This is a genomic window from Sphingobacterium sp. SGL-16, from assembly GCF_011043515.1.
Taxonomy (GTDB): domain Bacteria; phylum Bacteroidota; class Bacteroidia; order Sphingobacteriales; family Sphingobacteriaceae; genus Sphingobacterium; species Sphingobacterium litopenaei.
On the sequence record NZ_JAAKGQ010000010.1, the window covers coordinates 14,784 to 41,087 of the forward strand.

A 26,304-nucleotide genomic window follows, 5' to 3' on the forward strand; every position below is an offset into this window, starting at 1 on the left:
GCGAATACATCACCCAATAAAAATTTTGGATAAAGATTAACTGTTAGGAGGCGGGGTTGGGACTCTAGGATGAAAACTGCAAATAGATTTTTCGTCTTTTAAATAATCGCGCTGTTTACTTGAGTTTTCAACAGTAGGATTAAAACTTAAATCAATTGCATCTGGTTTGAATATCTTTACACCATGTTCATGCAAATCTTCATTATTGGAGTTGGTGTTTTTAGCGCCTGTCTCTAATTCCAATTGCATGACAATTTGTAATACCGTGCCTTTGTCAAGCACATCTATAAACATTGGTGTAGCAGAAATGAGCATCTTCGAAAAGAAGACAAAAAAACATAGCTTAGCAGCTATTATCCTTTTTGCTTTATTAAACATCGAAAATTTACTTCTCATACTGACACAAAAATAACTTTTATAGCCAAATTAACAAGAGGAAATAGAATTTTGTTGTGAAATTGTGACAAAAACATTATAAAATTTTAAATAATTGATTTTTTAATAATTTAATTCTAATGATTTGTTAATCTTTAAAAATGATATAACCTATTTTGTATATTTATTTTAAATAATACTAAGACAAAGCATATGAAACAAAACTTCATCGAAAAGATAACAACTTCCTATCAACCCAAAGGTGAATTTATACAATTAGGTTCAGGTATTTTGAACGGTGAAGTTGTCACTGACGCCAAAGTGAATTTAGCACTCAAAATGATGAATCGCCATGGACTCATCGCAGGTGCTACAGGTACTGGAAAAACCAGAACCTTACAATTGATAGCAGAGCAGCTCTCTGACAAGGGGGTTCCTGTATTCATGTTGGATGTCAAAGGAGATTTGTCTGGGTTAGCAGAAGAAGGAAAAACAAATGATGCATTGATTGAAAGAGGCAACGCTGTAGGTATTCCTTTTGTACCTTCTAGTTTTCCTATCGAAATATTTTCTTTGACAGGTAAGTTGGGCGCATCGATGCGATTGACTGTCGAAGATTTTGGACCTGTCATGCTGGCTAGGATTTTAGATTTAAATGATACACAAACAGGCGTTCTGAGTGTAATATTTAAATATGCACAAGACAAAACTATGCCTTTAGTCGATTTTAATGACTTAAAGAAACTGTTGTCCTATTTATCCGAAGGAGCGGGCGCAGCAGAAATAAAGGATGATTATGGCAAAATAAGTTCAGCAAGTTCAGGTGCAATACTACGAAAAATAGTAGCTATAGAACAGCAAGGTGTGTCACATATTTTTGGAGAAAAGGAATTTGAAATTCAGGATTTATTTGGAAAAGTAGATGGAAAGGGTGTTATCACTTTATTGAATATTTCGGATATTCAGGACCAACCTTTATTATATTCTACATTTTTGTTGAGCTTACTAGCGCAGTTATTCAAAAAGCTGCCCGAAGTAGGAGATTTGGATAAACCTAAATTGGTTTTCTTTTTGGATGAAGCACATTTATTGTTTAATGGAGCTTCTAAGGCTTTTTTATCGCAGATTGAGCAGATTATTCGATTGATTCGTTCCAAAGGTGTTGGTGTATTTTTTTGTACGCAGGCTGCGACCGACGTTTCCGAAAGTGTATTGAGCCAGTTGGGGAATAGAGTGCAGCATGCTTTACGTGCTTTTACGCCAAATGATGCTGAGAATCTAAGAAAAACCGTAAAAACATATCCTACTTCTCAATTCTATGAGATAGATAAGGTGCTTACCTCCTTAGGAACAGGGCAGGCATTGGTCACCGTTTTAAATGACAAAGGTATTCCTACAGAAGTAGTCGCTACTCACCTCGTGCCAGCAAGAGCAGTGATGGGACCATGTTCGGGACAGACTTACGATCAAGTGATCAAACAATCCGATTTCTTTCAGAAATATCAAGAAAGAATAGAAAGAAGATCAGCAGCCGAAATTATCGAGGAGAAAGAGGCTCTGGATGAACAGTTGGCTGCTAAAGAAAAGGCAAGTCAAGAAGCGGCAAAACAAGCACAAAAACCGCGAGCTACTTCTTCAAGAAGACAAACACCATTAGAGGCAGCTCAAACGCAAGCCAGCCGTACATTAGCACGCGAAGGTGTCAAATTATTAGGTAAAATTGCAACTGGAATATTGAATGCTTTCTTAAAAAAGAAATAGTATATTTGCGAAAAATTAATTATTTACTAAAGCAATATGGGAAAACCTACTTTATTAGTTCTTGCAGCGGGGATGGCAAGTCGTTATGGATCTTTAAAGCAAGTTGATGAATTTGGTCCTCACGGTGAAACGATAGTCGATTATTCGATTTATGATGCTATCCAAGCAGGATTTGGAAAAGTAGTATTTATAATACGTAAAGAATTTGAGGACGTAATGCGTTCTAAATTTGATGCTAAACTTGAAGGAAAAATCGAAGTTGATTATGCTTTTCAGGATTTCGATTTGACTAAATTCGGTGTAGATCGCGTTATTGAACGTTCAAAACCATGGGGAACTGCACATGCGGTTATGAGCGCTAAAGATAAGGTTGAAGGGGCTTTTTGTGTTATCAATGCGGATGATTTCTATGGTACGGATTCTTTCATCAAAATGGCAAAATTCTTAAATGAAGAAGTCACAGATAAACATATGGCGCTGATGGGTTTTGCTGTAGGTAACACAATGTCTGACTATGGTTATGTATCGCGTGGTGTTTGTGAAGTAAGTGCAGCGGGTAATATGGCCTCGGTAACAGAACGTACAAATATCTATTATAAAGGTGAAGGTGCTGGTCGTAAAATCGTATTCAATGAAAATGACGTAGAATATGACTTGGACCCGCAAACGCGCGTATCCATGAATTTTTGGGGTTTTACACCTAAAGTTTTTGATGTGTGTTTAGATTTATTCCCGGCTTTCGTGGAAGAAAATGCGGAAAATCCTAAAGCTGAATTCTTTATTCCTTCTATTCCAGATTATATGGTAAAACATGGAATGGCAGATTTCAAAGTGATTCCTACTTCATCTAAATGGTTTGGAGTTACTTATCCCGAAGATAAGCCAATTGTACAAGAGAGTATCTCTGCTTTAGTGGCACAAGGTGCATATCCTGAAAAACTTTTCTAGACTATTGATGTTTATTAGATAATAAATATATGAAGTGCAAAATTTTTATTTTGCACTTTTTTTTATGACTTAAATTATGAGATTTATCAAAATGTTGCTGTATTTCATTGCTGCGCTTCTTCTCTTTATTCTATTGTATTTTGCATTGGATGCGATTTTGTCTAGAATTCCAGCTTTGAAGAAAGAAATTTCAGATTCACAAACTAAGTATACTATTTATTTGCTGTCGAATGATGTGCATACAGATCTTGTTTTACCCGTACAAACAGATATCGTGGATTGGAGAACTATATTTCCCACAGAGAATAACAAAAGTAAGGAAACAAATTATGCTTGGGTAGGAATAGGTTGGGGTGATAAAGGTTTTTATTTGAATACGCCTGAATGGAAGGATTTAACTTTCAAAACGGCTTTTGTGGCTGTGGTGGGAATAGGGGAGACGGCATTACATGTAACCTATCATCCTGAAATGATAGAAAATAATCTTTGTTATAAAATTGAAATTGATGAAGAGCAATACAAAATTCTTATGCACTATGTATTAGAAAGTTTGGAAACGAAAGATGATAAAGAGCCGATTTTAATTCAGACTACCGCACAATATGGAAATACAGATGCCTTCTATGAAGCTTTAGGCTCATATAGTATGCTTTATTCGTGCAATACCTGGACCAATAATGCTTTGAAAAAAGCAAATCTTCCTTCAGGAATTTGGACGGTTTTCGATAAAGGGATATTAAGGTGGTATGGGTATGGAAAGTAAGATATTTATTACATTTTGTAAAAAATATTTGTCATAATGTAACAAGAGTTTTATCTCTAATATTTTAATTATAAAGGTTTTATGAATTATATTTGGGGAATAAACCAAATCATATGAACTTTTATCCTCTTTTTGGACGTTTAGGACGAATTATTATTGCAACTGTTTTATTAATTACAGCTGTAAATTATGTTCAGGAATCTCTGTGCGATATAAAAGTTGTTGAAATCGCTAGGAATATAGAAGGCGAATTTTCAATTCAATTTGATGAGATTGGTGTTAAATTGGCTTTAAATGATAGTACCTTCATGTTAAAGGTTGAAGCCTGATTTTTGAGATTTATTTGCTAATCGAATAAAAAATCCCCTCAGAATTTCTGAGGGGATTTTTATGTATTATAGGTGAGGATTATTTAACCTCTTCGAATTCTACATCTTGTACATCGTCACCACCTTGGTTGTCTGATTGAGATTGACCAGCATCACCTTGTGGTTGTGCACCACCTTGTTGTGAAGCAGCGTACATTTCTTCAGAAGCAGCATTCCAAGCATTTTGTAATTCTGCAGAAGCCGTATCGATGTCAGCGAAATTACGAGCTGCGTAAGCTGCTTTTAATTTCTCTAAACCAGCTTCGATAGGCGCTTTTTTGTCCGCTGAGATTTTATCACCGTATTCTTTCAATTGTTTTTCAGTTGAGAATACTAATGCATCAGCAGCATTGATTTTATCTGCTTCTTCTTTTAATTTTTTATCCGCTTCAGCATTCGCTTCTGCTTCTTGTTTCATTTTTTGAATTTCTTCGTCTGATAAACCTGAAGAAGCTTCGATACGGATATTTTGCTCTTTACCAGTAGCTTTATCTTTAGCAGATACTTTGATGATACCATTTGCATCAATATCAAAGATAACTTCGATTTGAGGAATACCACGAGGGGCAGGAGGAATATCCGCCAATTGGAAACGACCTAAAGTACGGTTTTGTGAGGCCATTGGACGTTCACCTTGCAATACGTGAATTTCTACTGAAGGTTGGTTGTCAGATGCTGTAGAGAATACTTCTGATTTCTTAGTAGGAATAGTTGTATTCGCTTCGATCAATTTAGTGAATACACCACCCATAGTTTCGATACCTAAAGAAAGTGGAGTAACGTCTAATAACAATACATCTTTTACTTCACCTGTCAATACACCACCTTGGATAGCAGCACCTAAAGCAACAACTTCGTCAGGGTTAACACCTTTTGAAGGCTCTTTACCGAAGAATTCTTTTACTGCTTCTACGATAGCAGGGATACGAGTAGAACCACCTACTAAGATAATTTCATCGATATCCGAAGTGCTGTAACCCGCATTTTTCAATGCTGTACGACAAGGGTCGATAGTACGTTTTACTAAATCAGCTACTAAAGTCTCAAATTTAGCACGAGATAATGTACGTACTAAGTGTTTAGGACCTGTAGCATCAGCAGTAATGTATGGTAAGTTGATTTCTGTTGAAGTAGTGCTTGAAAGTTCGATTTTAGCTTTTTCAGCAGCTTCTTTCAAACGTTGTAACGCCATAGCGTCATTTTTCAAATCGAAACCATTGTTTTCTGCTTTGAACTCATCGTTCAACCAGTTAATGATTGTATTATCAAAGTCATCACCACCCAAGTGTGTATCACCGTCAGTAGATTTTACTTCGAATACACCGTCTCCTAATTCAAGAACAGAAACGTCATGTGTACCACCACCACAGTCGAACACTACGATTTTCATATCTTTGTTTGCTTTGTCAAGACCGTAAGCTAAGGCAGCAGCAGTAGGTTCGTTGATAATACGTTCTACTTTCAAACCTGCGATTTCACCAGCTTCTTTCGTTGCCTGACGTTGCGCATCGTTAAAGTAAGCAGGCACAGTGATTACCGCACGAGTTACTTCTTGACCTAAATAATCTTCAGCAGTTTTCTTCATTTTCTGAAGCGTCATAGCTGAGATTTCTTGAGGTGTATATTTACGGTCATCAATCTCCACACGAGGAGTATTGTTGTCACCTTTTACTACTTTGTATGGAACATGTGAGATTTCTTTTTGAGCTTCGTCAAAAGAAGTACCCATGAAACGTTTGATAGAATAAATCGTTTTGTGTGGGTTAGTGATTGCTTGACGTTTTGCAGGATCACCTACTTTACGTTCACCACCATCTACAAATGCTACGATAGAAGGAGTAGTACGTTTACCTTCGTTGTTAGCAATTACTACTGGCTCGTTACCCTCCATTACAGCAACACATGAGTTCGTAGTTCCTAAGTCGATTCCTATTATTTTAGACATATTATGAATATTGTTTTTTACTAATTTTAAAATTTGATAAGTATATAACAACCCTTGTGCCAACAACTATTCTGCCTCAAAAATGTAATATAATATCACAAAATGTCTTAAAAATGCCACATTCATGTGACAAATTGTCTTCGATTAGTAAATTAATTGTTCTTGAATCTGTCTTCTTGCCGTATTACTGTCACGTCCACGTTGAAAAATTCTGCCAAAACTTTTGACAAAATCGTCCAACGTTATCGCACTTGCCTTTTTGTCTTTCCAATCGTTAGGAGTGGTATCATTGGTATAATCTACTTTTGTTGCCCAATACTGAATATGCATTTCTGGAATAGCCAAACCTAATATCATTCCTGGTAATCCACTACTCAAGGCAGGTCCTGCTGATACAGGAATTTGGTCCGTGTAAAAGGCTACTAAGTATAATGAATCCGGAGTAGATCCATTGACGCGTCTACATTCAAAACCTGCAATTTCTCTATACTCGTCTGTGAATCGCCAAGTGATATTGTTTAAGCTGTCCGAAATAATATATTTTTCGTCAATTTCCAATTGTACATTGCTAGTTCCTTTTTTTAGATCTTGATAAAATACTTTTGAATTATTGTTGACCCTTCCGCGAGGAGCACCACCTACTACATTCATCTGCATAGCACCTCCACGACCTCCACCAAAATTTCCTCCTCTGGCACCACCACCAGCTCCACCTCTTATATTCATTCTGTTTCCCGAATTATTTGAAGCACTACTTTCTTCAGCAGAAGGATCTATTGTCAAAACGGTACTGTTTTCATCAAAATAAAGAAGCATCTTTTGAGTGGTTGATTCTGGCATATTATCCAAGCTGAATCCACCACCACCGCCACCGAATCTCATCATCATTGATGGATCAACATTTTGTGTCATACTACGCATGCGTGCTTTGGTAAAGGTTACTTTATCAAAAGCAATTTTTCCTCTGGTGCCAAAATAGGCGTATTGTGCTTGGGTGTATGAGATGCTTAATAGTAATATGAGCGTTGTTATAATTTTAGTCATTACTTTTCTTTCCTAAATTTTTGTTAAAATCCCATTTCAATCCAAATAATACATATCGCGTCAACATAAGTTGAGTAGATTCCGAAAATTGTGTGTCCGATACATTTCTATTCGTCGTATTGTAGGTTTTGAAAATATCAAATGCTTTTATGCTAGCTACTAAACTTTGATTTTTTAATAGCTTTTTACTCAATTCTACATTGGTATAAAATTGTTGAATACTTTCTTTGTACAATTTTGTTGCACCTTCTATGCTGTAATTAATATGTGTCGTAATATTAAATTGTTTTGGTAAAAAATATTTTAAGAAGGCGCTACCTCCTGTACTCAAATTGGTGTAATTTAAATCCTGCTGAAGGCTGTTTCGTTGGTTATTAGCATTTACGCGCCAATTGAAGTCGTAATCCAAACCTTTAGAATCTTGTTCATTGAAGCTGAATCCTGTAAGGATGGAAGCATTTTGGGTGTTATTTAATTCATATTGACCTTGATTGTCTCTTGAACCATCCTGAGAATATCTGGTGTAAGTAAAGCCATTTGTATAGTTAGCTCCAGAGAAAATGTTGAATTGTACTTTGCGATCAAAGATAGGTTTGCCATAGTTTGTATTCAAGCTTGCATTCCAACTTGTTTTGCCCATTACATTCACATAAGTGCTAGTAGTCAAAGTATCCGTTACCGTACGTTTATTTACAATTGGGTTATTTTTAAAAGCTATGGATGAATTAATGTTCCAACTGGTGCCTTTTAATAAACTCATAGTATTATAATTCAATCTGAAACTGTTGTTTACAGCGCGTTTCAAATTCGGATTACCTTCTTGCACAAAAATAGGCGAAGTTTGTGGCTGTGTAGGTTGCAATTGAGAGAATGACGGTACATCAAAGTTATTTTGATAGGAAGCATTAATGTTCTTACGGTTTGATATTTTGTAATTACCATTAATATTTAAATCATTATCCCAAAACGTTCTGTCCAAATCGATATCATGGTAAGAATCATTTAGCGATTGATCCCTATAATTTGTCCTATTGGATAAGGAAAAATTAAATTTCTCTGCATTGTAATTTAAGTTCGCTACTACGCTTTGGTTGCTGGTTTTGTTTATTAAGTTTTGTGAATATTGTTCATCTAGTGTTCTGCCTGTAGCTGTATTATTAAATGCATCAACTTTATTCGTGTTGTTGTTGTAGCCAAAATTATAGCCTAAAGTAAAATGTAATTGTTGCGTTATTCTGTCAGAGAATTGAAGCTGCGTAGAAAAATTATTTCTGTTATTGTCCGTAAAACGATTCTGATCGACAATAGTTTCTCTATTAGTCTCATACAAGTAAGTGCGTTGAAAAACATCGCTTTCTTGATTTGATTGACTTATTTCATTGTTTAGATTCAAGTTTATTGAACGACCATTCTTATTTAAGCGTTTGCGGTAATTAATGCGAATTTCGTTCGAGAGGTCATCTCCAAAATTACTATTTGTGCTATTGTAATCTCGAACAGAATCGGTTTCATTATTAAGCATAAGGCTTTTGGAGCCACTAAATCCTGTATTTTGGGATTTGTTTGCATTTACATGCACCTCCATATTGGAAGTCGAATCAATTCTCCATCTAAATTGTGATCGTATATTGTGGGACTGATTCGCATTTTCGTTGTTGGATGTACTGTTTGTTTCTTGGATTTTATCCGCTGAAACTATTTCTTTATTATAACTCTCACGCTCATTTCTATTGCTGGCATCATTGAAGTTATAATTCGCGTTGACATTTACCTTTTTATTAAAAAGTTGATTTTCGTAGTTCGCGCCCACTGAAGTGTTTTTTGGCTCACCTGTAATCTGGCTATTCATGCGAAGGCTTCCTTCACGACCACCAGAGGAAGCGCCCATATTATTGGTGTTGGCTGTGATACCAATCCGTTCAGTTCGGTTGAATTTGGCAGCAAAAAGATTTGCCGTATACAACTCTTCGGTGCCCACATGACCTTCGACATTGCCGAAAATTCCTACACGAGCTTCTTCTTTAAGAAGGACATTGACCGTTTGGAAACGTTGTCCATCGTCAATACCTGTCAATTCAGCTTGCTCGGATTTACGTTCATAAACTTGTACTTTATCTACTGCGTCCGCACGAATATTACGAATGGCAATTTTAGGATCGTATCCGAAAAATTCCTCGCCATCAATTAATACTTTGGAAACAGATTTGCCATGTGCTGTAATTGCTCCCTCACCTGAAACAGTTAGCCCCGGAAGTCTTCTTAATAAATCTTCTAGCTTGGCATTTTTTTCAGTTTCGAAACTTCCAGCATCATATTCTATGGTATCTCCTTTAATACGGATCGGGATTTTTCCAGTTACCACCACTTCTTCTATCAGGTTGGCTTGAGAGCTCAAAAGAATATTTTCTAAAGTGGTATTCTTATTCAGTTTGACGGGTTGGGAATACAATTCGAATTGGGGGTAGGATACAATTAGTATGTAATCCTCTTGATTAATTTTCTTGAACTCGAAATTTCCGTTTTCATTTGCTCGCGTATGATATTTTAAAATAGAATCTTGATTTAATAAAATTATCGTAGCGTTGGTAAGTGGTGTATTATCTGCCTTGTCGAGAATCCGTCCGTTTAAATTGGATTGCGCTAAGGCAAGGTTTGAAATTAATATTCCTAAAAAAAATAAAAAAGTACTTTTCATTCACAATGGTTCTTGGTTGCCAAAATTAGATATAAAGAGTTGTAAAAGGTTTAATCGAGATGCAACAATATAATGACAAAAATTTATTAATAATGAGGTACTTTTGCGGAGATTATAAAATTACATAGCTATATGAACTTTGAAGATTACTTAAATTATTTCGAACAAATCATTTTACATCCTGAGAAATATCCTGTTTATCAAGATCCGAACTATTATAATTATGCAAAACTAAATTGGTCAAGAACCAACCGTTGGTTGAATAAATTCGAGCCATCAGACGATACTAAAGCGGTGATTGCAGCGATAAAAGAACCGCAAACTTGGATTATTATTACAGAGCCATGGTGTGGCGATGCGGCACATTCCGTACCTCAGTTGATTAATATCGCGGAAATTAATCCAAATATCAAAGTTGAAATTCATTTGCGTGATGAAGAGCCGTTTTTGATTGATAATTATTTAACGAATGGAGGTAAGTCAATTCCAAAATTAGTTATCAGAAATGAGAAGAATGAAGATATTGCTGTTTGGGGTCCTCGTCCCGAAAAGTTGCAAGAGGTATTTTTACAATGGAAATCCGAAGGCCTAGAATTCGATGGGATAAAAGAATTGCTTCAAAAATGGTACAATGCGGATAAAGGTGTTGAAATACAAAATGATATTGTAAAATTATTATCTTTAGTACAACAATCTTAAAATCAATGCATATTGAAGAGCTAAGAGAATATTGTTTAGGTCTAGCGCCTTCGGTGACAGAAGAAATGCCTTTTGGACCTGATACGCTAGTTTTTAAAATTGGTGGTAAAATATTTTTGTTAGTTGGTCTTGATCAAGTTCAAGATTTGAGCTTCAATGTAAAATGTGATCCAGAATATGCCGTAGAACTAAGAGAAAAATATGAGCAGACCGTAATACCGGGCTACCACATGAATAAAAAACATTGGAATACGGTTTATATCGGGAGAGAACTGCATGATAAGCAACTCCAGGAATTGATAGATCACAGTTATGAATTAGTGGTGAAATCTCTTCCAAAAAGTGTTCGAGATAGCATATAAAATAATAAGAGCGGTAATCTTAGGATTGCCGCTCTTGTCTTTGTTACATTTTCAAGCCAATTTCTCTTAATCTTTCGTCTAAGTATTGACCAGCTGTGTAATCTTCATAAGCTTTTGGATATTCTTCAGAAATACATGAATCCAAACAAGCTAAGCTCATGCTTGCTTTAGGATGTAAGAAGAATGGGATTGAATAACGTGAAGTTTTCATCAATTCACGAGGAGGGTTAACCACTCTATGCGTTGTTGATTTCAACTTATTGTTTGTTAAGCGTTGTAACATATCTCCCACATTGATTACGATGTCTTCTCCTTTAGCTTTGATAGGGAACCAATCTCCATCTTTAGTCAAGACTTCCAAACCATCGGCACTAGCACCAATTAATAATGTAATCAAGTTGATGTCCTCGTGCGCGCCAGCACGTACAGCATCTGGAGCAAGTGCATCAGGATCTTCAATTGGGAAATAGTGAATAGCTCTTAGAATAGAATTACCGTTGATAACAAATTTTTCAAAGTAATCTTCTTCTAAATCTAGGTATGAAGCAATCGCTTTTAGTAAATTGCGTCCTGCATCTTCTAATTTTTTATAAATCTCGGCAGTGATTTCGTTAAAACGAGGTAATTCTGCCACTTGTGGATTGTCTGGAAAATCAGCTTTGGAATACTCTTCACCAACAATAGTTTGTCCTCTTTGCCAGAATTCTTTTAAATCTGGTACCTTAGCGTCTTTCGCTTTTTCTCTTCCTTTGCTCGTGTAGCCACGTTGACCAGCCAATTCTGGGTATTCGTATTGATCCTTTATTTCTTGTGGAAGATCAAAGAATTCTTTCACAACTTTATAAAGCTCATCAATTAATTCTGGGCTAAGTCCATGATTTGCAATGGTAACGAAACCCGTTTCATTGAAAGCTTTACCAATATCTTGTACAAATTGAGCGCGCTGTTCGGCTGTACCTTGCGTATAATGTTGCAAGTCTAGTCGAGGAATATTTACTAGTGCCATAGTTTTGTGTTTGTTTTTGCAAAGTTAATGGATTATTAACAGAATGCGTATTGATTATGTTTATAACCTATTATATATTTGGCGTAAATTATAGATAATCAGTGTTTAAAAGTTTTCCACATCTGAAATTACTATAATTATATCATTAACCAATTAAGTGCTTGATTCTTTTCAGACACTTTTTTATTAAAAATGCAACTTTATTCTTGAATTATTGAATTCTAATGTATAGATTTGTTATGCTTGCATAATAAACTTAGGTGTACCATTTATCCAAATCGACTATGAGCCAGAACAAAACGATTGACTATTTTTTGAAAGCCGCATGGCAAACTGTAGCAAATAAGTACAATACAATAGCTACACAGTATGGGTTTACACAGGCCGCAGGATATATTTTGATTAATATCCATAGAGAAGGAACTCCTGTGTCACAGATTGCAAATTCTACAGGTGTGAAGACAACTTCATTGTCTCGTGTACTGGCGAATTTGGAGAGTTTAGGATTTATCTACCGTGAAGCAAGCGATGTAGATAAACGTTCTGTGAAAGTATTTTTAACGCCATTAGGGGTTGAAAAAAGAAAAATAGCAAAAGATGTTGTAAAAGGCTTCAATGAATTTTTAGATGCACAATTCTCAGAAAAAGAAAGACAACTTCTGGCGAATATGCTTGTTAAAATAAATGATTTGGCAAATAAGTACGAGCCGCAAGTCACATTAGAAGAAAAATGATAACTATATAAACTTATGAAGAGAAGTATTAAAAAAGTAGCTGTGTTAGGTTCGGGGGTGATGGGCTCACGTATCGCATGCCACTTTGCTAATATTGGTGTAGAAGTGTTGCTCTTGGATATTGCTCCGAGAGAATTACTACCCGCCGAAGAAGCAAAAGGGCTGACACTCGAAAGTGCTGCGGTACGCAATCGTATCGTCAATACCTCACTCGAGACTGCCATTAAATCTAATCCAGCGCCTCTATTTAGCAAATCCTTCGCTAAGCGAATACAAACTGGGAATTTTGAGGATGATATGTCCAAAATTTCACAAGTAGACTGGATTATCGAAGTAGTAGTCGAACGATTAGATATAAAGAAATCAGTGTTTGATCAGGTAGAAAAATATCGCAAGCAAGGTACCCTGATCACTTCAAACACTTCGGGTATTCCTATTCATATGATGAATGAAGGACGTTCAGAAGACTTTAAGGCTCATTTTTGTGGTACACACTTTTTTAATCCTCCGCGATATCTGCAATTGCTAGAGATTATTCCAACTGCAGATACCAAGAAAGAGGTAGTCGATTTCCTAATGGAGTTTGGCGATAAGATGTTGGGTAAAACGGTGGTATTATGCAAGGATACACCAGCATTTATAGGTAATAGGATAGGTGTTTATTCGATGTTAGCTTTGACACATTTGGTTGATCAATTGGATTTAACAGTCGAAGAAGTCGATAAATACACAGGTCCAGCTATGGGACATCCAAAATCTGCTACTTTCCGTACAGCGGATGTTGTAGGTTTAGATACTTTAGTCAATGTAGCGAATGGGTTGGATCAGAATGCACCAAATGATGAAGCCAAAGGTGTTTTCAAATTGCCTGCTTACATTACCAAAATGGTGGAAAATAAATGGCTGGGAGAAAAAACGAAAAAAGGTTTTTATGAAAAGGTAAAAGCTACGGATGGTAGTTCTGAAATTTTGTCTTTGAACTTAAAAACTTTGGAATTTGGCTCGCAGCAAAAAGTGAAATCTTCAACACTAGAAGCGACTAAATTGGTTGAAGACATTCGCAAGCGTATGAAAGTATATGAGCAAGGAACAGACAAAGCGGCTACGCTTTTCCGCGCGATGCACTATCCATTGTTTGAATATGTTTCTAAGCGTGTTCCTGAAATTACGGATGACTTTTTCCGTATTGATGATGCCATGCGTGCAGGTTTCGGCTGGGAAATAGGCCCATTTGAAGTTTGGGATGCATTAGGTGTACGTGAAACTTTAGCTAAAATTCAGGCAGAAGAAAAGCGCCTTCCAGGTCAAACGGGTGAAGTAGCACAGTGGGTGCATGATATGTTAGCCTCAGGTGCTGAAAGTTTTTATAAGGTAGAAAATGGTGTTCGCCATTATTATGATATAGCAAGCAAATCGTATAAACCAATTCCGGGGACGGAAGAATTAATTGTATTAGACCATATTCGTGATTCTAAAACGATTTGGAAAAATTCTGGTGTTTCCATTATTGATCTGGGTGATGGAATCATTAACTGTGAATTCCATACCAAGATGAATACTATCGGTGGCGATGTGATTCAGGGAATCAACAAGGCTATTGATCTAGCGGAAAAGGAATACCGTGGATTGGTGATTTCAAATGATGGTAAAAATTTCTCTGCTGGCGCGAATATCGGTATGATATTCATGATGGCAGTGGAGCAAGATTACGATGAGTTGAATATGGCGGTTCGTATGTTCCAAAATACAGCGATGCGTCTTCGTTATTCTTCGATTCCTGTAGTTGCGGCTCCTTTCCAATTAACATTGGGCGGAGGTTGTGAGTTTTCTATGCATGCCGATTTCGTGCAGTTGCACGCTGAGACATATATGGGATTGGTTGAATTTGGTGTTGGTGTAATTCCAGGTGGTGGCGGTTCAAAAGAATTTGCATTGCGTGCTTCGGATGAATACAAGCCAGAGCAAATCGTTCAGACTACTTTAAAAGATAGATTCTTGACTATAGGTCAGGCTAAAGTGTCAACTTCGGCTGTTGAAGCATTCGAGTTAGGTTATTTGCAACAAGGAAAATATGCGATTACGATGAATCGTGCGCGATTATTGGCTGATGCAAAAGCAAAAGCGATTGAATTGGCAGATGCGGGTTATATACAGCCGATTCCACGTACGGATATCAAAGTATTAGGTAACCAAGGTTTGGGAATTGTTTATGTGGGAGCTGACTCAATGCGTGCTGGTAAATACATTTCAGATCACGACAAGAAAATATCCGAAAAACTAGGTTATGTGATGTGTGGGGGCGACCTCTCTGCACCAACGGAAGTTTCGGAACAATACTTACTCGACTTAGAACGCAAAGCTTTCTTAGAATTATGTGCCGAACGCAAAACATTAGAGCGTATACAGCATATGTTAACTAAGGGTAAGCCTTTGAGGAATTAGTCTTGGAGTATTGAGTATTAAGTAGTGAGAATTGAGTATGCATAAGTTCCGCGAATTGGTTGTTTGGCAAAAGGCTATGGATTTAGCCACCTCAGTATATCTGAGCACTGAAAACCTACCTATCACGGAAAAGTTTGGTCTTTTAAGCCAAATTAGAAGATGTGCTGTTTCAATTTGTTCTAACATTGCTGAAGGTGCAGGACGAAACACAAAAGGTGAATTTATTCAGTTTTTGGGAATGGCAAACGGTTCGGAGTATGAATTGGAGACACAATTAGAACTGCTTAATAGATTGAAGTATATAGATGATTCGATTAAGAATAAACTATGTGATGAAGTAGAAGCTGTACAAAAGATGCTTTACAATTTAATGAAATCAATAAAGTAATCTCAATACGCAATACACATTACGCACTACTAAAACACAAACAAATGGAAGCATATATAGTAGCAGGATATCGTACCGCAGTAGCGAAGGCGCCGAGAGGTGGTTTTCGGTTTATGCGTGCAGACGATTTAGCAGCAGAAGTTATAAAACATTTAGTGGCATCAGTGCCCAATTTAAATAAAGATGAAATTGACGATGTAATTGTCGGTAATGCGATGCCAGAGGCAGAACAAGGTATGAATATGGCGCGTTTCATTTCCTTAATGGGATTGGATACGGACAAAGTACCTGGCGTGACAGTTAATCGTTACTGTGCATCAGGATTAGACACCATTGCCACAGCTACAGCTAAGATTAAAACCGGCATGGCGGATATTATTATCGCTGGTGGTGCTGAGGTGATGTCAGGAATGCCGTTTGGAGGTTGGAAAATTGTTCCAAATCCAAAAGTAGCAAAATTCCATCCCGATTGGTATTGGGGAATGGGCTTAACAGCGGAAGCTGTAGCTCATGACTTCAAGGTTTCACGTGAAGACCAAGATGCTTTTGCCTTAAAATCACACCAAAAAGCTGTAAATGCTATAAAGAGTGGGGTCTTCAAAGATGAGATCGTTCCGATTAAAATCAAAGAAAACTACATCAAAGATGGAAAAATGGCGTCTCGTGAATATGTTGTTGATTCAGATGAAGGTCCTCGTGCGGATTCTTCATTAGAAGCTTTGGCGAAGCTAAGACCTGTATTTGCGGCAGATGGAGTCGTTACAGCTGGTAACTCTTCGCAAACTTCGGATGGAGCAGCCTTTGTGTTGGTAATGTCTGAACGTAAAGTAAAAGAATTGGGGTTAAAGCCAATTGCAAAATTGATTTCTTATGCGGTAGCAGGTGTACCCCCACGTATCATGGGAATTGGTCCTATTGCAGCGATTCCAAAAGCTTTGGAAATGGCTGGTTTGAAAAAAGAGGATATAGATTTGTTCGAATTGAACGAAGCTTTTGCTTCACAATCTTTAGCCGTAATCCGTGAGTTAGGTTTGGATGAATCCAAAATTAACGTTAACGGAGGCGCAATAGCTTTGGGGCATCCTCTGGGCTGTACTGGTGCGAAATTGACTGTTCAGGTGTTGAATGAGTTGAAACGTCGCGGAGGAAAATATGGCATGGTAACTATGTGTGTGGGAACAGGTCAAGGCGCAGCAGGAATTTTTGAATTATTAGACTAGGGTAAGAGCAAGGACGAAAGGAAAAAAGAGTAAAGATGAATTTCGGATGCACAATTTTAGGAAACTTACGATTTGGCTTAAGGCTATACAACTGACTAAAGATATTTACTTAGTTGTAGGTGAGATGTCGAATGATGAAAAGTTCGGTTTGACAAGTCAAATAAAAGGATGCAGTGTATCTATTCCATCGAATATAGCTGAAGATTCGTCTCGTTCTTCAAATAGAGTAATTTAGTCACTTTTTAAAAATAGCTTTAGGCTCCTGTTTTGAGAAACACAATTAATATTATAAAAAGAATTAGGTTTATTAAATAGTAATCAAGTTGACCTTCTGATAACGAAGGTAATAGAAATAGAAAAGGGGATATCGCAACTTATCAAAAATTTAGAATCTAAGATATAAAGTCCTTATTCCTTTATCTTTTCTCCTTAACCATTATAAAATATGAGCAACAATACAACAATCAAAGGGGGAGAGTTTGTTATTAAAGAAACTCCATATACAGATATTTTTATTCCAGAAGAATTTGATGAAGAAGCACAGATGATTCGTCAAACCTGTTTAGATTTCTTAGATACAGAGGTATTAAACAAGTTGGATGCCATTGATGCACAGGAAGAAGGTTTGATGCAAAGTTTACTAGACAAATCTGGTGAATTGGGTATGTTGGGTGTGTCGATTCCAGATGAGTACGGCGGTTTTGGTAAAAGCTTCAATACTTCTATGCTAGTAGCGGATGCTGTAGGTGGAGGTTTCTCTTTTGCCGTTGCATTATCAGCGCACACCGGTATTGGTACGTTGCCAATTTTATATTACGGTAACCCGGAGCAAAAAGCGAAATACATTCCGAAATTGGGAACTGGGGAATGGAAAGCTGCATATTGTTTGACAGAGCCAAATTCTGGTTCTGATGCTAATTCGGGACGTACTTCGGCAAAATTAAATGCTGAAGGAACACATTATTTGATTAACGGTCAAAAAATGTGGATCACTAATGGTGGATTTGCAGATATTTTTATCGTCTTTGCAAAAATCGATGATGATAAAAATCTTACAGCTTTCATCGTAGAGAAAGATTTCGGTGGTATAACGATGAATCCAGAGGAACACAAATTAGGTATCAAAGGTTCTTCTACACGTCAGATTTTCTTCAACGATTGTCCTGTTCCGGTTGAAAATATGCTTTCGGAGCGTGAAAATGGATTTAAAATCGCTGTAAATATCTTAAATATTGGTCGTATCAAATTAGGTGCTGCGACTATTGGTTCGGCTCGTTCGGTTATTTCGAGAGCTGTGAACTATGCAAATGAGCGTGTACAATTCAATTTGCCTATTTCAAAATTCGGCGCTATTCGCTATAAATTAGCTGAAATGGCTACGCGTTTGTTCGCGACAGAATCGGCGGCTTATCGTGCTGGACAAAATATTGATGATGCATATGATGCTTTAGTAGCTGGTGGTATGGATGAAGCAAAAGCTAAATTAAAATCCGTAGAACAATTTGCTATCGAATGTGCGATTATCAAAGTTTGGTGTTCTGAGATGTTGGATTACGTGGTAGATGAAGGTGTACAAATCTATGGTGGAATGGGTTATTCTGCAGAAGCACCGATGGAAAGAGCCTATCGCGATTCACGTATCAATCGTATTTTTGAAGGTACGAACGAAGTTAACCGTTTGTTGGTTGTGGATATGTTGTTGAAACGTGCGATGAAAGGTGAATTAGACTTAATGGGCCCTACGCAAGCAGTAGCTAGTGAATTGATGTCTATTCCTGACTTTGGTGAAGAAGATGATAAACCATTTGCGGCAGAGAAAAAAAACATTGCAAACTTGAAAAAAGCAGGTTTGCTAGTAGCTGGTGCTGCGGTGCAAAAATTAATGATGTCTTTAGCGAAAGAGCAAGAGATCTTAATGAATATTGCTGACGTGATTGGCTACGTTTATGTTGCAGAATCGGTGTTATTGCGTGCTGAAAAATTGTATTACACGAAAGGCGAAGAAGCGTCTTCACTTGCTACCGATATGGCTCGTGTGTATTTGTATACTACTATTGATAAAGTCAATGTAGCAGCAAAAGAAGCATTATATTCATTCGGCGAAGGTGATGAACTAAATATGATGTTAGTGGGTATACGCCGTTTTACCAAAGCTCAACCTTTCAATGTGAAAGAAGCACGTCAACGTATTGCACGTAAATTGATAGAAGAAAATAAGTACTGTTTTTAAGAATAAATAGTTTTATTTAAGTTGATTAATTATAGAGGCCCGCTAAGAAGCGGGCTTTTTTGTGCCCATTAAGAGAATTTAAACTATAAATTATTGATACTAAAATTTTATTAATGTTAATTTATTAAAATAAGTATTTGAAATTGAGGTGTTTACTTAATAATGTATATAAAATCTATAAAATTAGTAGACTTTTTATTTTTTGTTTTTATATTTGCATCGTCATGTATGTAAGTACTTAACAATAAGCTATTAATCAACCATAAATAAAAATTTAAAAAATGACACAATTTTATAAAGAACAATACAAAGAATTGGTAGTGAGGACAATAGAATTTAAACAAAATCTTTATCAAGGAAGGATGCGAATGCGTAGATAGTTTCTTTTCCCTTATGTATATAGATAGGGGAAGTGTGAGGCTTCCCCTTGATTTTGTTAATAATGAACAAGTTTTCAATTGGCGTTGTCACTTGTAATATTCACTACTAAACGATTTAAAATTATGAATTATAAAGCTATTTATAGCATATCTTTTGGATTATCTTTATTGCTAGGTACTGCTGGAGCAGTGCAAGCACAACAAAAAGATCCTAAACCTATTATCAATGCTTCTTTAATCGGTACAATTATCGATGCTGACACCAAAGAGCCTATTGCAGGTGTTACCGTACAGTTGGATGCAGTAACTCACCAAGTTAAAACAGATAGAGATGGTAAATTTCAATTTGTAACTGGTCAAAAATTACCATTTACGGTTATCGTATCATATTTGGGATACGAAACCCAAAAATTAGTTATAGAAACTTCACCTGCTGTCATTGAATTAAAACAAAGCGTAAATTCCTTGGAGCAAGTTTTCGTAACTTCCCGCCGTCGTACAGAACAAATTCAGGATATTCCGATTCCCGTATCTCTAGTACGAGCTAGTGTTATTGAAGATGCAGGTGCTTTCAATGTTAACCGTATTAAAGAAGTTATTCCTTCTGTCCAATTATATGCTTCTAATGCACGTAATACGACCTTAAATATACGTGGTTTGGGCTCTACTTATGGATTAACAAACGATGGAATTGATCCTGGTGTAGGTTTTTACTTAGATGGTGTGTATTTAGCACGTCCAGCAGCTACCGCATTGGATTTTATTGATATCGAGCAAATCGAGGTGTTGCGTGGCCCTCAAGGTACTTTATTCGGAAAGAATACCACTTCGGGTGCATTTAATATTACCTCACGTCTTCCATCATTTGTTCCAGGAGCTAACTTTGAAGTGAGCTATGGTAACTACGGTTATGTGCAAGGTAAAGCTTCGATCACAGGTCCAATTGTGAAAGATAAATTGGCGGCAAGAGTTTCTTTTTCAGGAACACAACGTGATGGTCTATTATACAATGTGCACTATGACCGTCAAATCAATGATATCAATAACTTAGGTCTTCGTGGACAATTGTTATACACACCTTCTGAAAATTTGAAGGTTACGTTGACGGGTGATAGAAGTATTCAAAAACCTGATGGTTATGGATGGGCTGTGGCTGGAGTAGTACAAAACCAACGTTCGGAATACAGACAATTCAATAAGATCATTGAAGATTTAGGGTATGAAATTCCTTATAAGAGCGCTTTTGAACGTAAAGTTGATTTAGATACACGCTCGAAGGCAGATAATGAATTAGGTGGGGTTTCTTTAAACTTCGATTACAAAATAGGTAACGGTACATTGACTTCCACTTCAGCTTGGCGCTATTGGAATTGGGTACCATTAAATGACCGTGATTATTTAGGAATTCCAGTATATACCATTTCATCTGGTAATTCTACACACGATCAATGGTCTCAAGAATTCCGCTATTCAGGTAATATCAACGAAAAAATCAGTGGTGTAATTGGTGTATTTGGTTTATGGCAAGATCTAAGAACTGATCCTGTACATACTGAAGAAGCTGGAGATGCGCTATGGCGTTTCCAACAGAATAATGCTTCCGCTACTCAATGGGCTCCTGGATTAATTGACAAAGTAGGTATCCGAACAAATTACGGAATCAAAAGTACAAGTTTAGCAGTATTTGGACAGATTGATTGGGCAATAACAGATAAAATTCACGTATTACCAGGTTTACGCTATAATTATGATAAGAAAGTAGCAGATTACGATCGTAAGAAATATATCGAAAATAATATTCAATATACAGAAGCACAATTAGCTGCAGTAAATAGTATCTATTCAAATCAACAATTTGATATAGATGCAGATGCTGGTAATTTATCGGGACAATTGTCATTACAATATAAATTCAATCCGAACTACAATGCTTTCGTGACTTATTCCAAATCTTACAAACCTATTGGTATCAACGTGGGAGGTTTGCCCGTGATTGATGGAAAAGTGGCAACAGAATTAGCAGAAGTAAAACCTGAATCTGTAAATCACTACGAATTTGGGGTGAAAACCAACCCTACGCGTAATGCTTTCTTAAACTTGACAATTTTCCAAACAAATATTAAAGATTACCAAACACAAGTACAAACACCAGACCCAGGCGTAAATAGAGGTTATTTGGCAAATGCTGAAAAAGTAAGCGTAAAAGGTTTGGAATTAGACGGTAGTATCCGTGCAAGTAAATATCTACGTGTAAATGCTGCTTTTGCTTATACCGATGGTAAATACGATTCATTCACGAATGCACCAGTTCCATTGGAAGAAGTAGGTGGAGCACAAGCCTTCAAAGATGTTTCAGGAGGTGAATTGCCAGGTCTTTCTAAATATTCTTGGACTATCGCTCCAGAATTTACGGTAAAAGGGGATTTATTGGGGCTTCAAGGTAACTACTTCTTAGGCGTAGATGCATTTTATCGTTCGAAATTCTCATCTAGTCCGTCGCCATCACAATATTTAAATATTGATGCATATTCCTTGGTTAATGCGCGTTTAGGGTTCCGTGCAAGTAATGGTCTCTCAGTTATTGCTTGGAGCAGAAACATAACAAATAAAGATTATTACGAGCAATTACTAGCTGCTCCCGGCAACTTCGGTCAATATGGTGGTGTAGTGGGTGATCCACGTTCATATGGTGTGACTTTACGTTACAATTGGAGATAATAATTCGGTTAATTCACTCAATTAATATGCTAAGACATGAGTAATAAAGTTCAAGCTATTGACGTTCCGACACCTTTGGTGAAGAAGAAAATACTATCGCCTATAGTAGGATTGATATTATTATTGAAAGTAGTTATTATCGCTTATTTTGGATATATGCTTGTTCAGGCAGTACAGAATAATACGGTAAATTTCGACAGCACATTCTTCTTATTTATTGTTGCAGGATTCTTTGCACAGCTGATAGATGGAGCTTTAGGTATGGCCTATGGCGTGAGCTGTACAACTTTATTAATCAGTCTTGGAATATCACCAAAATTAGCATCTGCAAGTGTGCATACTTCGGAGATTTTCACTACAGGAGTATCTGGATTGTCTCATATCAGATTTAATAATTTAGACAAGAAGCTTTTCTTCAAAATAGTTTTTACAGGGGTTTTGGGTGCATCTTTGGGGGCGTATTTGCTGTCAGATTTAATTGATGGCGCAGTAATAAAACCTTATATATCTGTTTATCTTGTTTTCTTGGGAGGCTATTTAATTTATAAAGCTATTCGCAAAAATGTGGAAGGCAAACCTAAAAGAAAATATGCGCCAGTACTTGCACTATTTGGTGGATTGTTGGATGCAATAGGTGGCGGTGGCTGGGGACCGATTGTTACTTCTAACCTTTTGAGTCAAGGGCATAATCCACGCAAAACTATAGGTACAGTAAACACAGCAGAATTTTTCGTAACATACTTTGCTACTATAGTTTTCATTTTCGTTCTTGGAGTTCAGCATTTAGATATTGTTTTGGGATTGGTAATCGGAGGAGTCCTGGCAGCGCCAATTGGGGCTTATGTAGCTTCAAAAGTAAATCCTAAGACCTTATTAATACTCGTAGGAACGTTGGTGGTCCTAACTTCTATATGGAGCTTGATTAATATATTTTTAAAATAATTCTTTACTATCACAACCTTATCAACATGAAAAACAAAGCAAATTCTAAACTAGGGAACAGCGTTAGTAAAGATTTAATCATTCTTTATACTATCTGTTACAAAATGCGAATGCACGCCTAATTAGTTTAATCTACATATATTAAAGTTCTCGGGAGGTGGGCACAACTCTAGAGGCTTTATCAACGGTCATTCATGTAAGCGTTTTGATATCTATAAAAGCTGCTTGTTGTAAATAACTTTAATCTTACTTAAAATGAAAAATAAGAGTGTATTTTTATACGCCCTAGCTATATTATTGTCTATATCGTCGGGCTTTTGGAATCCGATAAAAGCGCAAGAAACAAAACCTATTATCAATGCTTCTTTAGTAGGAACCGTAATCGATGCAGATACTAAAGAACCCATCGAAGGCGCGACTATTCAGTTGGAAGCTGTAACACATAGTGTAAAAACAGATCGCCAGGGAAAATTTCAATTTGTTACAGGGCAGAAATTACCATTCACTGCAACGATATCTTATGTAGGCTACGAATCGCAAATCTTTGTATTCAAAACATCACCTGCAGTAGTAGAACTAAAACCAAAATCTAATGGATTAGATGAGGTGGTAGTAGTAGGGTATGGAACGCAGAAGAAAAAGGACGTGGTAGGTTCCGTTGCTAAAGTGAGTGGTCAAGCTTTAGAGGATATTCAGAGTTCTGGAGTGGACCAACTTTTACAAGGACAAGCGTCGGGTGTTTTAGTTTCTGCTAATTCATCGGTGCCTGGAACAGGTATATTTTTACGTGTTAGGGGTTCAACTTCTATTAATGCTAGCAATAATCCCTTATATGTCGTTGATGGGGTATTCATCAATAATACAAGTCTCCAAACTATAGGAACAGGGGGACAAGAGACTTCTCCTTTAGCGGATATTAACCCTTCCGATATTGAATCAATAGAAATATTAAAAGATGCTAGTGCTACGGCTATTTATGGTGCAAGAGGAGCAAATGGTGTGGTAATTATTACTACAAAAAGAGGTAAGGCTGGGAAAAATAATATTGGATTTAGTCTTTCAAAATCATATTCAAATGCGCCGAAAAAATGGAAAACGTTAACTGCAGAACAGGAAGCAATACTCCAAAATGAAACATGGATAAATGATGGAAAGGATTTTAGTAAAAGACCATTCCGTCCCGTAAGTGATGGAGGTAAAGGAAATCCAGAAGATCTCACTACTTATGATAGAATTGGGCTTATATTTCAAACCGCAGAAAGTGAAAATGTTGATTTATCGCTTAGTGGGGGCAATGAAAAAACGCAGTATTATTTAGGTGGTAGCTTTGCCAATCAAGAAGCTATTGTTAAGCCTGATTGGTTTAAAAGGTATAACATTAAAATAAATCTAGATAACAAGATCACGGAAAAAGTGAAGGTTGGTACAAGTACAAGTTTGGTACGAACGATTCGGAATATGAGTGCCAACGGAAATGTGCCTAATGGAACAGTAAATGGAGCATTATATACTCCATCTTATTATCCAATATTTACAAGCGATGGTAATTATAACCGTCCAGTGTTCTTTGAAAACCCCTTAGCAACTATTAATGAATCAAACTTTAAAGCGGAAGGTTCAAGGGTTATTAGTAACGTATATGGTTCATATTCAATTTTGAAAAATTTAATTTTCAAAACAAGTTGGAGTATTGATTTCAACGAAAACTATGAAAACAACTACTACAATAGTAAAATGTTTTTAGGTCAACCTAATGGGGAGGCTACCTCTGCCACATCACGATTAACTTCTTTGATAAATGAGCAGACACTGTCCTATCTCACAACTATCAATGATAACAACCAATTATCTTTGGTAATCGGAAATACGTTGCAAAAGGAGTCACATGACCTGACGAGTGTCACGGGGATTGGATTTCCATCCGACGAATTTACAAAAATTGCATCTTCTGCAACTCAATATGGTACTTCTAGGTCAACAGCGTCAGCTTTAGTATCCTTTTTTGGGAAGGGAACATATATTTACGCTGACAAATATACATTAGATGCAAGTATTCGTGCAGATGGATCTTCACGTTTTGGAAAGGAAAATAGATGGGCTTATTTTCCATCAATTGGTGGAGCTTGGAGAATTTCCCAAGAATCCTTCTTAGCAGATATTCAATGGTTAAGCGATTTAAAATTAAAGGCAAGTTACGGTATTACAGGAAATCAAAATGGTATAAACGATTTCTCCTCTCGAGGATTGTGGTCGGGTGGCTATAATTACTTAAATGCTTCTGGTATATTTCCTTCTCAATTGGCAAATCCTAATTTGAAATGGGAAACAACTTCGCAGTTTAATGCTGGATTTGAGATAGGATTCATCAAAAACAATTTTAATATCGAGTTCAATTATTACGATAAGTATACTAAAGACTTATTATTGTCCAATCCTATATCTTCTAAATTAGGTTTTAGCTCACAACTATCAAATGTTGGGGAAATGAGCAATAAGGGCTTTGAGTTTGCTTTTAATGGAAAATTGGTTGACAAAGCAAATTTTAAATGGAACACAAATCTTAATATTTCTAGAAATATTAATCTTATTGAGAAGTTAAACTCTACTATTCTATTGAATAGAACAATACTCAAAGAAGGCAATCCTTTATATTCTTTTTATGCACATAAGCAGATCGGTGTAAATCCAGAAAACGGTGAGGTACTTTTCGAAGATTTAAATAATGATGGTTTAGCTACTGATGCTGATTTACAAATTATCGGAAATGCATGGCCAAAATTCACAGGAGGCTTTAATAATGACTTCTTCCTTTGGGACAAGTTGGATATCAAATCTTTATTTTATTTTTCTGTAGGTAACAAAATGTGGAATAATACAAGGTATCGTATGGGGCATGGTGGCTCTAGAAATGATGCTTTTGCTATGTTGGAAGAACAGTTAAATAGATGGCAAAAACCTGGAGATATTACCGATGTACCTAGAATGACTGCTTCGGGAAACAATGCAAGCATTATTCCAAGTCGCTTTATGGAAGACGGTTCCTATTTGCGTCTACGCAATGTTTCCTTAGGATATCATTTTAAAGGAAAAGTGTTAGAGCGTGCTCACATTAAAAACTTAAGACTTTATTTGGCAGCTACGAATCTTTTAACTTTTACTAAATACTCAGGAGTAGATCCGGAAGTAAACACTACAGGAGCTGATCAAAACCAAATTGGTTACGATCAAGCTATTGCTCCTCAACCTAGAACTTTTCAATTAGGTGTTAACTTAACATTATAGTA

The 26,304-nt window shown here is 36.5% G+C and carries 20 protein-coding genes; 15 read left to right on the forward strand and 5 right to left on the reverse strand.

What is annotated here, in order from left to right; genetic code table 11:
- Positions 1–36: 36 nt before the first annotated feature.
- Entirely contained in the window at positions 37–396 is a 360-nt protein-coding gene (locus G5B32_RS05430) for a hypothetical protein (protein ID WP_165290536.1), read from the reverse strand.
- A 192-nt stretch (positions 397–588) separates the two neighbouring features.
- On the opposite strand from G5B32_RS05430, the gene G5B32_RS05435 reads away from it, so the two are divergent.
- From G5B32_RS05435 to G5B32_RS05450, 4 genes are all read left to right on the forward strand, one after another.
- Entirely contained in the window at positions 589–2,136 is a 1,548-nt protein-coding gene (locus G5B32_RS05435; protein WP_165290537.1) for a helicase HerA-like domain-containing protein, read from the forward strand.
- 36 nt (positions 2,137–2,172) lie between these two features.
- Positions 2,173–3,084: an NDP-sugar synthase gene (locus G5B32_RS05440; protein ID WP_165290538.1), complete on the forward strand. Its 912-nt coding sequence runs from the start codon at positions 2,173–2,175 to the stop codon at positions 3,082–3,084.
- Positions 3,085–3,160: 76 nt separating this feature from the next.
- Entirely contained in the window at positions 3,161–3,847 is a 687-nt protein-coding gene (locus G5B32_RS05445; RefSeq protein WP_165290539.1) for a TIGR02117 family protein, read from the forward strand.
- 113 nt (positions 3,848–3,960) lie between these two features.
- A complete protein-coding gene (locus G5B32_RS05450) occupies positions 3,961–4,176 on the forward strand; it encodes a hypothetical protein (protein WP_165290540.1) in 216 nt (71 codons plus the stop codon).
- A 79-nt stretch (positions 4,177–4,255) separates the two neighbouring features.
- Here the strand turns inward: G5B32_RS05450 and dnaK are convergent, their stop codons facing one another.
- The 3 genes from dnaK to G5B32_RS05465 all read right to left on the reverse strand — a co-directional run bounded on the left by dnaK (position 4,256) and on the right by G5B32_RS05465 (position 9,899).
- Positions 4,256–6,160: a molecular chaperone DnaK gene (gene dnaK / locus G5B32_RS05455; RefSeq protein WP_165290541.1), complete on the reverse strand. Its 1,905-nt coding sequence runs from the start codon at positions 6,158–6,160 to the stop codon at positions 4,256–4,258.
- A 144-nt stretch (positions 6,161–6,304) separates the two neighbouring features.
- The gene (locus G5B32_RS05460; protein WP_240899007.1) at positions 6,305–7,204 is read right to left on the reverse strand and encodes a GLPGLI family protein; all 900 of its coding nucleotides are present in this window, start codon (positions 7,202–7,204) and stop codon (positions 6,305–6,307) included.
- Positions 7,197–9,899 carry a TonB-dependent receptor gene (locus G5B32_RS05465; RefSeq protein WP_165290542.1) on the reverse strand — a complete coding sequence of 901 codons (2,703 nt, stop codon included), beginning with the start codon at positions 9,897–9,899 and terminating at the stop codon, positions 7,197–7,199. Before G5B32_RS05465 ends, G5B32_RS05460 begins: the two co-directional genes overlap by 8 nt.
- A gap of 132 nt (positions 9,900–10,031) precedes the next feature.
- Between G5B32_RS05465 and G5B32_RS05470 the strand changes: the two genes are divergently transcribed.
- Positions 10,032–10,598, forward strand: a complete 567-nt coding sequence (locus G5B32_RS05470; protein ID WP_165290543.1) for a thioredoxin family protein — start codon at positions 10,032–10,034, stop codon at positions 10,596–10,598.
- Between the two features lie 5 nt (positions 10,599–10,603).
- Positions 10,604–10,960 carry an MmcQ/YjbR family DNA-binding protein gene (locus tag G5B32_RS05475; RefSeq protein ID WP_165290544.1) on the forward strand — a complete coding sequence of 119 codons (357 nt, stop codon included), beginning with the start codon at positions 10,604–10,606 and terminating at the stop codon, positions 10,958–10,960.
- A gap of 43 nt (positions 10,961–11,003) precedes the next feature.
- On the opposite strand, the gene G5B32_RS05480 is transcribed toward G5B32_RS05475, so the two are convergent.
- Positions 11,004–11,966 carry an isopenicillin N synthase family dioxygenase gene (locus tag G5B32_RS05480; protein ID WP_165290545.1) on the reverse strand — a complete coding sequence of 321 codons (963 nt, stop codon included), beginning with the start codon at positions 11,964–11,966 and terminating at the stop codon, positions 11,004–11,006.
- 284 nt (positions 11,967–12,250) lie between these two features.
- On the opposite strand from G5B32_RS05480, the gene G5B32_RS05485 reads away from it, so the two are divergent.
- From G5B32_RS05485 to G5B32_RS05525, 9 genes are all read left to right on the forward strand, one after another.
- Positions 12,251–12,700 (forward strand): MarR family winged helix-turn-helix transcriptional regulator, encoded by a 450-nt coding sequence (locus G5B32_RS05485; protein WP_165290546.1) that lies wholly within the window; start codon positions 12,251–12,253, stop codon positions 12,698–12,700.
- A 15-nt stretch (positions 12,701–12,715) separates the two neighbouring features.
- A complete protein-coding gene (locus tag G5B32_RS05490) occupies positions 12,716–15,142 on the forward strand; it encodes a 3-hydroxyacyl-CoA dehydrogenase/enoyl-CoA hydratase family protein (protein ID WP_165290547.1) in 2,427 nt (808 codons plus the stop codon).
- A 37-nt stretch (positions 15,143–15,179) separates the two neighbouring features.
- The gene (locus G5B32_RS05495; RefSeq protein ID WP_165290548.1) at positions 15,180–15,530 is read left to right on the forward strand and encodes a four helix bundle protein; all 351 of its coding nucleotides are present in this window, start codon (positions 15,180–15,182) and stop codon (positions 15,528–15,530) included.
- A 44-nt stretch (positions 15,531–15,574) separates the two neighbouring features.
- Positions 15,575–16,750 carry an acetyl-CoA C-acyltransferase gene (locus tag G5B32_RS05500; RefSeq protein ID WP_165290549.1) on the forward strand — a complete coding sequence of 392 codons (1,176 nt, stop codon included), beginning with the start codon at positions 15,575–15,577 and terminating at the stop codon, positions 16,748–16,750.
- Between the two features lie 46 nt (positions 16,751–16,796).
- Complete coding sequence (locus tag G5B32_RS17065) at positions 16,797–16,985, forward strand: four helix bundle protein (protein WP_206366797.1); 189 nt, start codon at positions 16,797–16,799, stop codon at positions 16,983–16,985.
- Positions 16,986–17,195: 210 nt separating this feature from the next.
- The gene (locus G5B32_RS05510) at positions 17,196–18,980 is read left to right on the forward strand and encodes an acyl-CoA dehydrogenase family protein (RefSeq protein WP_165290550.1); all 1,785 of its coding nucleotides are present in this window, start codon (positions 17,196–17,198) and stop codon (positions 18,978–18,980) included.
- A gap of 503 nt (positions 18,981–19,483) precedes the next feature.
- Positions 19,484–22,078 carry a TonB-dependent receptor gene (locus G5B32_RS05515; RefSeq protein WP_165290551.1) on the forward strand — a complete coding sequence of 865 codons (2,595 nt, stop codon included), beginning with the start codon at positions 19,484–19,486 and terminating at the stop codon, positions 22,076–22,078.
- 36 nt (positions 22,079–22,114) lie between these two features.
- The gene (locus tag G5B32_RS05520; protein ID WP_165290552.1) at positions 22,115–23,020 is read left to right on the forward strand and encodes a sulfite exporter TauE/SafE family protein; all 906 of its coding nucleotides are present in this window, start codon (positions 22,115–22,117) and stop codon (positions 23,018–23,020) included.
- A 255-nt stretch (positions 23,021–23,275) separates the two neighbouring features.
- Complete coding sequence (locus G5B32_RS05525) at positions 23,276–26,302, forward strand: SusC/RagA family TonB-linked outer membrane protein (RefSeq protein ID WP_165290553.1); 3,027 nt, start codon at positions 23,276–23,278, stop codon at positions 26,300–26,302.
- Positions 26,303–26,304 lie beyond the last annotated feature (2 nt).

Coding starts and splice junctions, on each gene's coding strand:
- G5B32_RS05430 (WP_165290536.1), bottom strand. CDS start 396: ATGAGAAGTAAATTTTCGATGTTTAATAAAGCAAAAAGGATAATAGCT.
- G5B32_RS05435 (WP_165290537.1), top strand. CDS start 589: ATGAAACAAAACTTCATCGAAAAGATAACAACTTCCTATCAACCCAAA.
- G5B32_RS05440 (WP_165290538.1), top strand. CDS start 2,173: ATGGGAAAACCTACTTTATTAGTTCTTGCAGCGGGGATGGCAAGTCGT.
- G5B32_RS05445 (WP_165290539.1), top strand. CDS start 3,161: ATGAGATTTATCAAAATGTTGCTGTATTTCATTGCTGCGCTTCTTCTC.
- G5B32_RS05450 (WP_165290540.1), top strand. CDS start 3,961: ATGAACTTTTATCCTCTTTTTGGACGTTTAGGACGAATTATTATTGCA.
- dnaK (WP_165290541.1), bottom strand. CDS start 6,160: ATGTCTAAAATAATAGGAATCGACTTAGGAACTACGAACTCATGTGTT.
- G5B32_RS05460 (WP_240899007.1), bottom strand. CDS start 7,204: ATGACTAAAATTATAACAACGCTCATATTACTATTAAGCATCTCATAC.
- G5B32_RS05465 (WP_165290542.1), bottom strand. CDS start 9,899: ATGAAAAGTACTTTTTTATTTTTTTTAGGAATATTAATTTCAAACCTT.
- G5B32_RS05470 (WP_165290543.1), top strand. CDS start 10,032: ATGAACTTTGAAGATTACTTAAATTATTTCGAACAAATCATTTTACAT.
- G5B32_RS05475 (WP_165290544.1), top strand. CDS start 10,604: ATGCATATTGAAGAGCTAAGAGAATATTGTTTAGGTCTAGCGCCTTCG.
- G5B32_RS05480 (WP_165290545.1), bottom strand. CDS start 11,966: ATGGCACTAGTAAATATTCCTCGACTAGACTTGCAACATTATACGCAA.
- G5B32_RS05485 (WP_165290546.1), top strand. CDS start 12,251: ATGAGCCAGAACAAAACGATTGACTATTTTTTGAAAGCCGCATGGCAA.
- G5B32_RS05490 (WP_165290547.1), top strand. CDS start 12,716: ATGAAGAGAAGTATTAAAAAAGTAGCTGTGTTAGGTTCGGGGGTGATG.
- G5B32_RS05495 (WP_165290548.1), top strand. CDS start 15,180: ATGCATAAGTTCCGCGAATTGGTTGTTTGGCAAAAGGCTATGGATTTA.
- G5B32_RS05500 (WP_165290549.1), top strand. CDS start 15,575: ATGGAAGCATATATAGTAGCAGGATATCGTACCGCAGTAGCGAAGGCG.
- G5B32_RS17065 (WP_206366797.1), top strand. CDS start 16,797: ATGCACAATTTTAGGAAACTTACGATTTGGCTTAAGGCTATACAACTG.
- G5B32_RS05510 (WP_165290550.1), top strand. CDS start 17,196: ATGAGCAACAATACAACAATCAAAGGGGGAGAGTTTGTTATTAAAGAA.
- G5B32_RS05515 (WP_165290551.1), top strand. CDS start 19,484: ATGAATTATAAAGCTATTTATAGCATATCTTTTGGATTATCTTTATTG.
- G5B32_RS05520 (WP_165290552.1), top strand. CDS start 22,115: ATGAGTAATAAAGTTCAAGCTATTGACGTTCCGACACCTTTGGTGAAG.
- G5B32_RS05525 (WP_165290553.1), top strand. CDS start 23,276: ATGAAAAATAAGAGTGTATTTTTATACGCCCTAGCTATATTATTGTCT.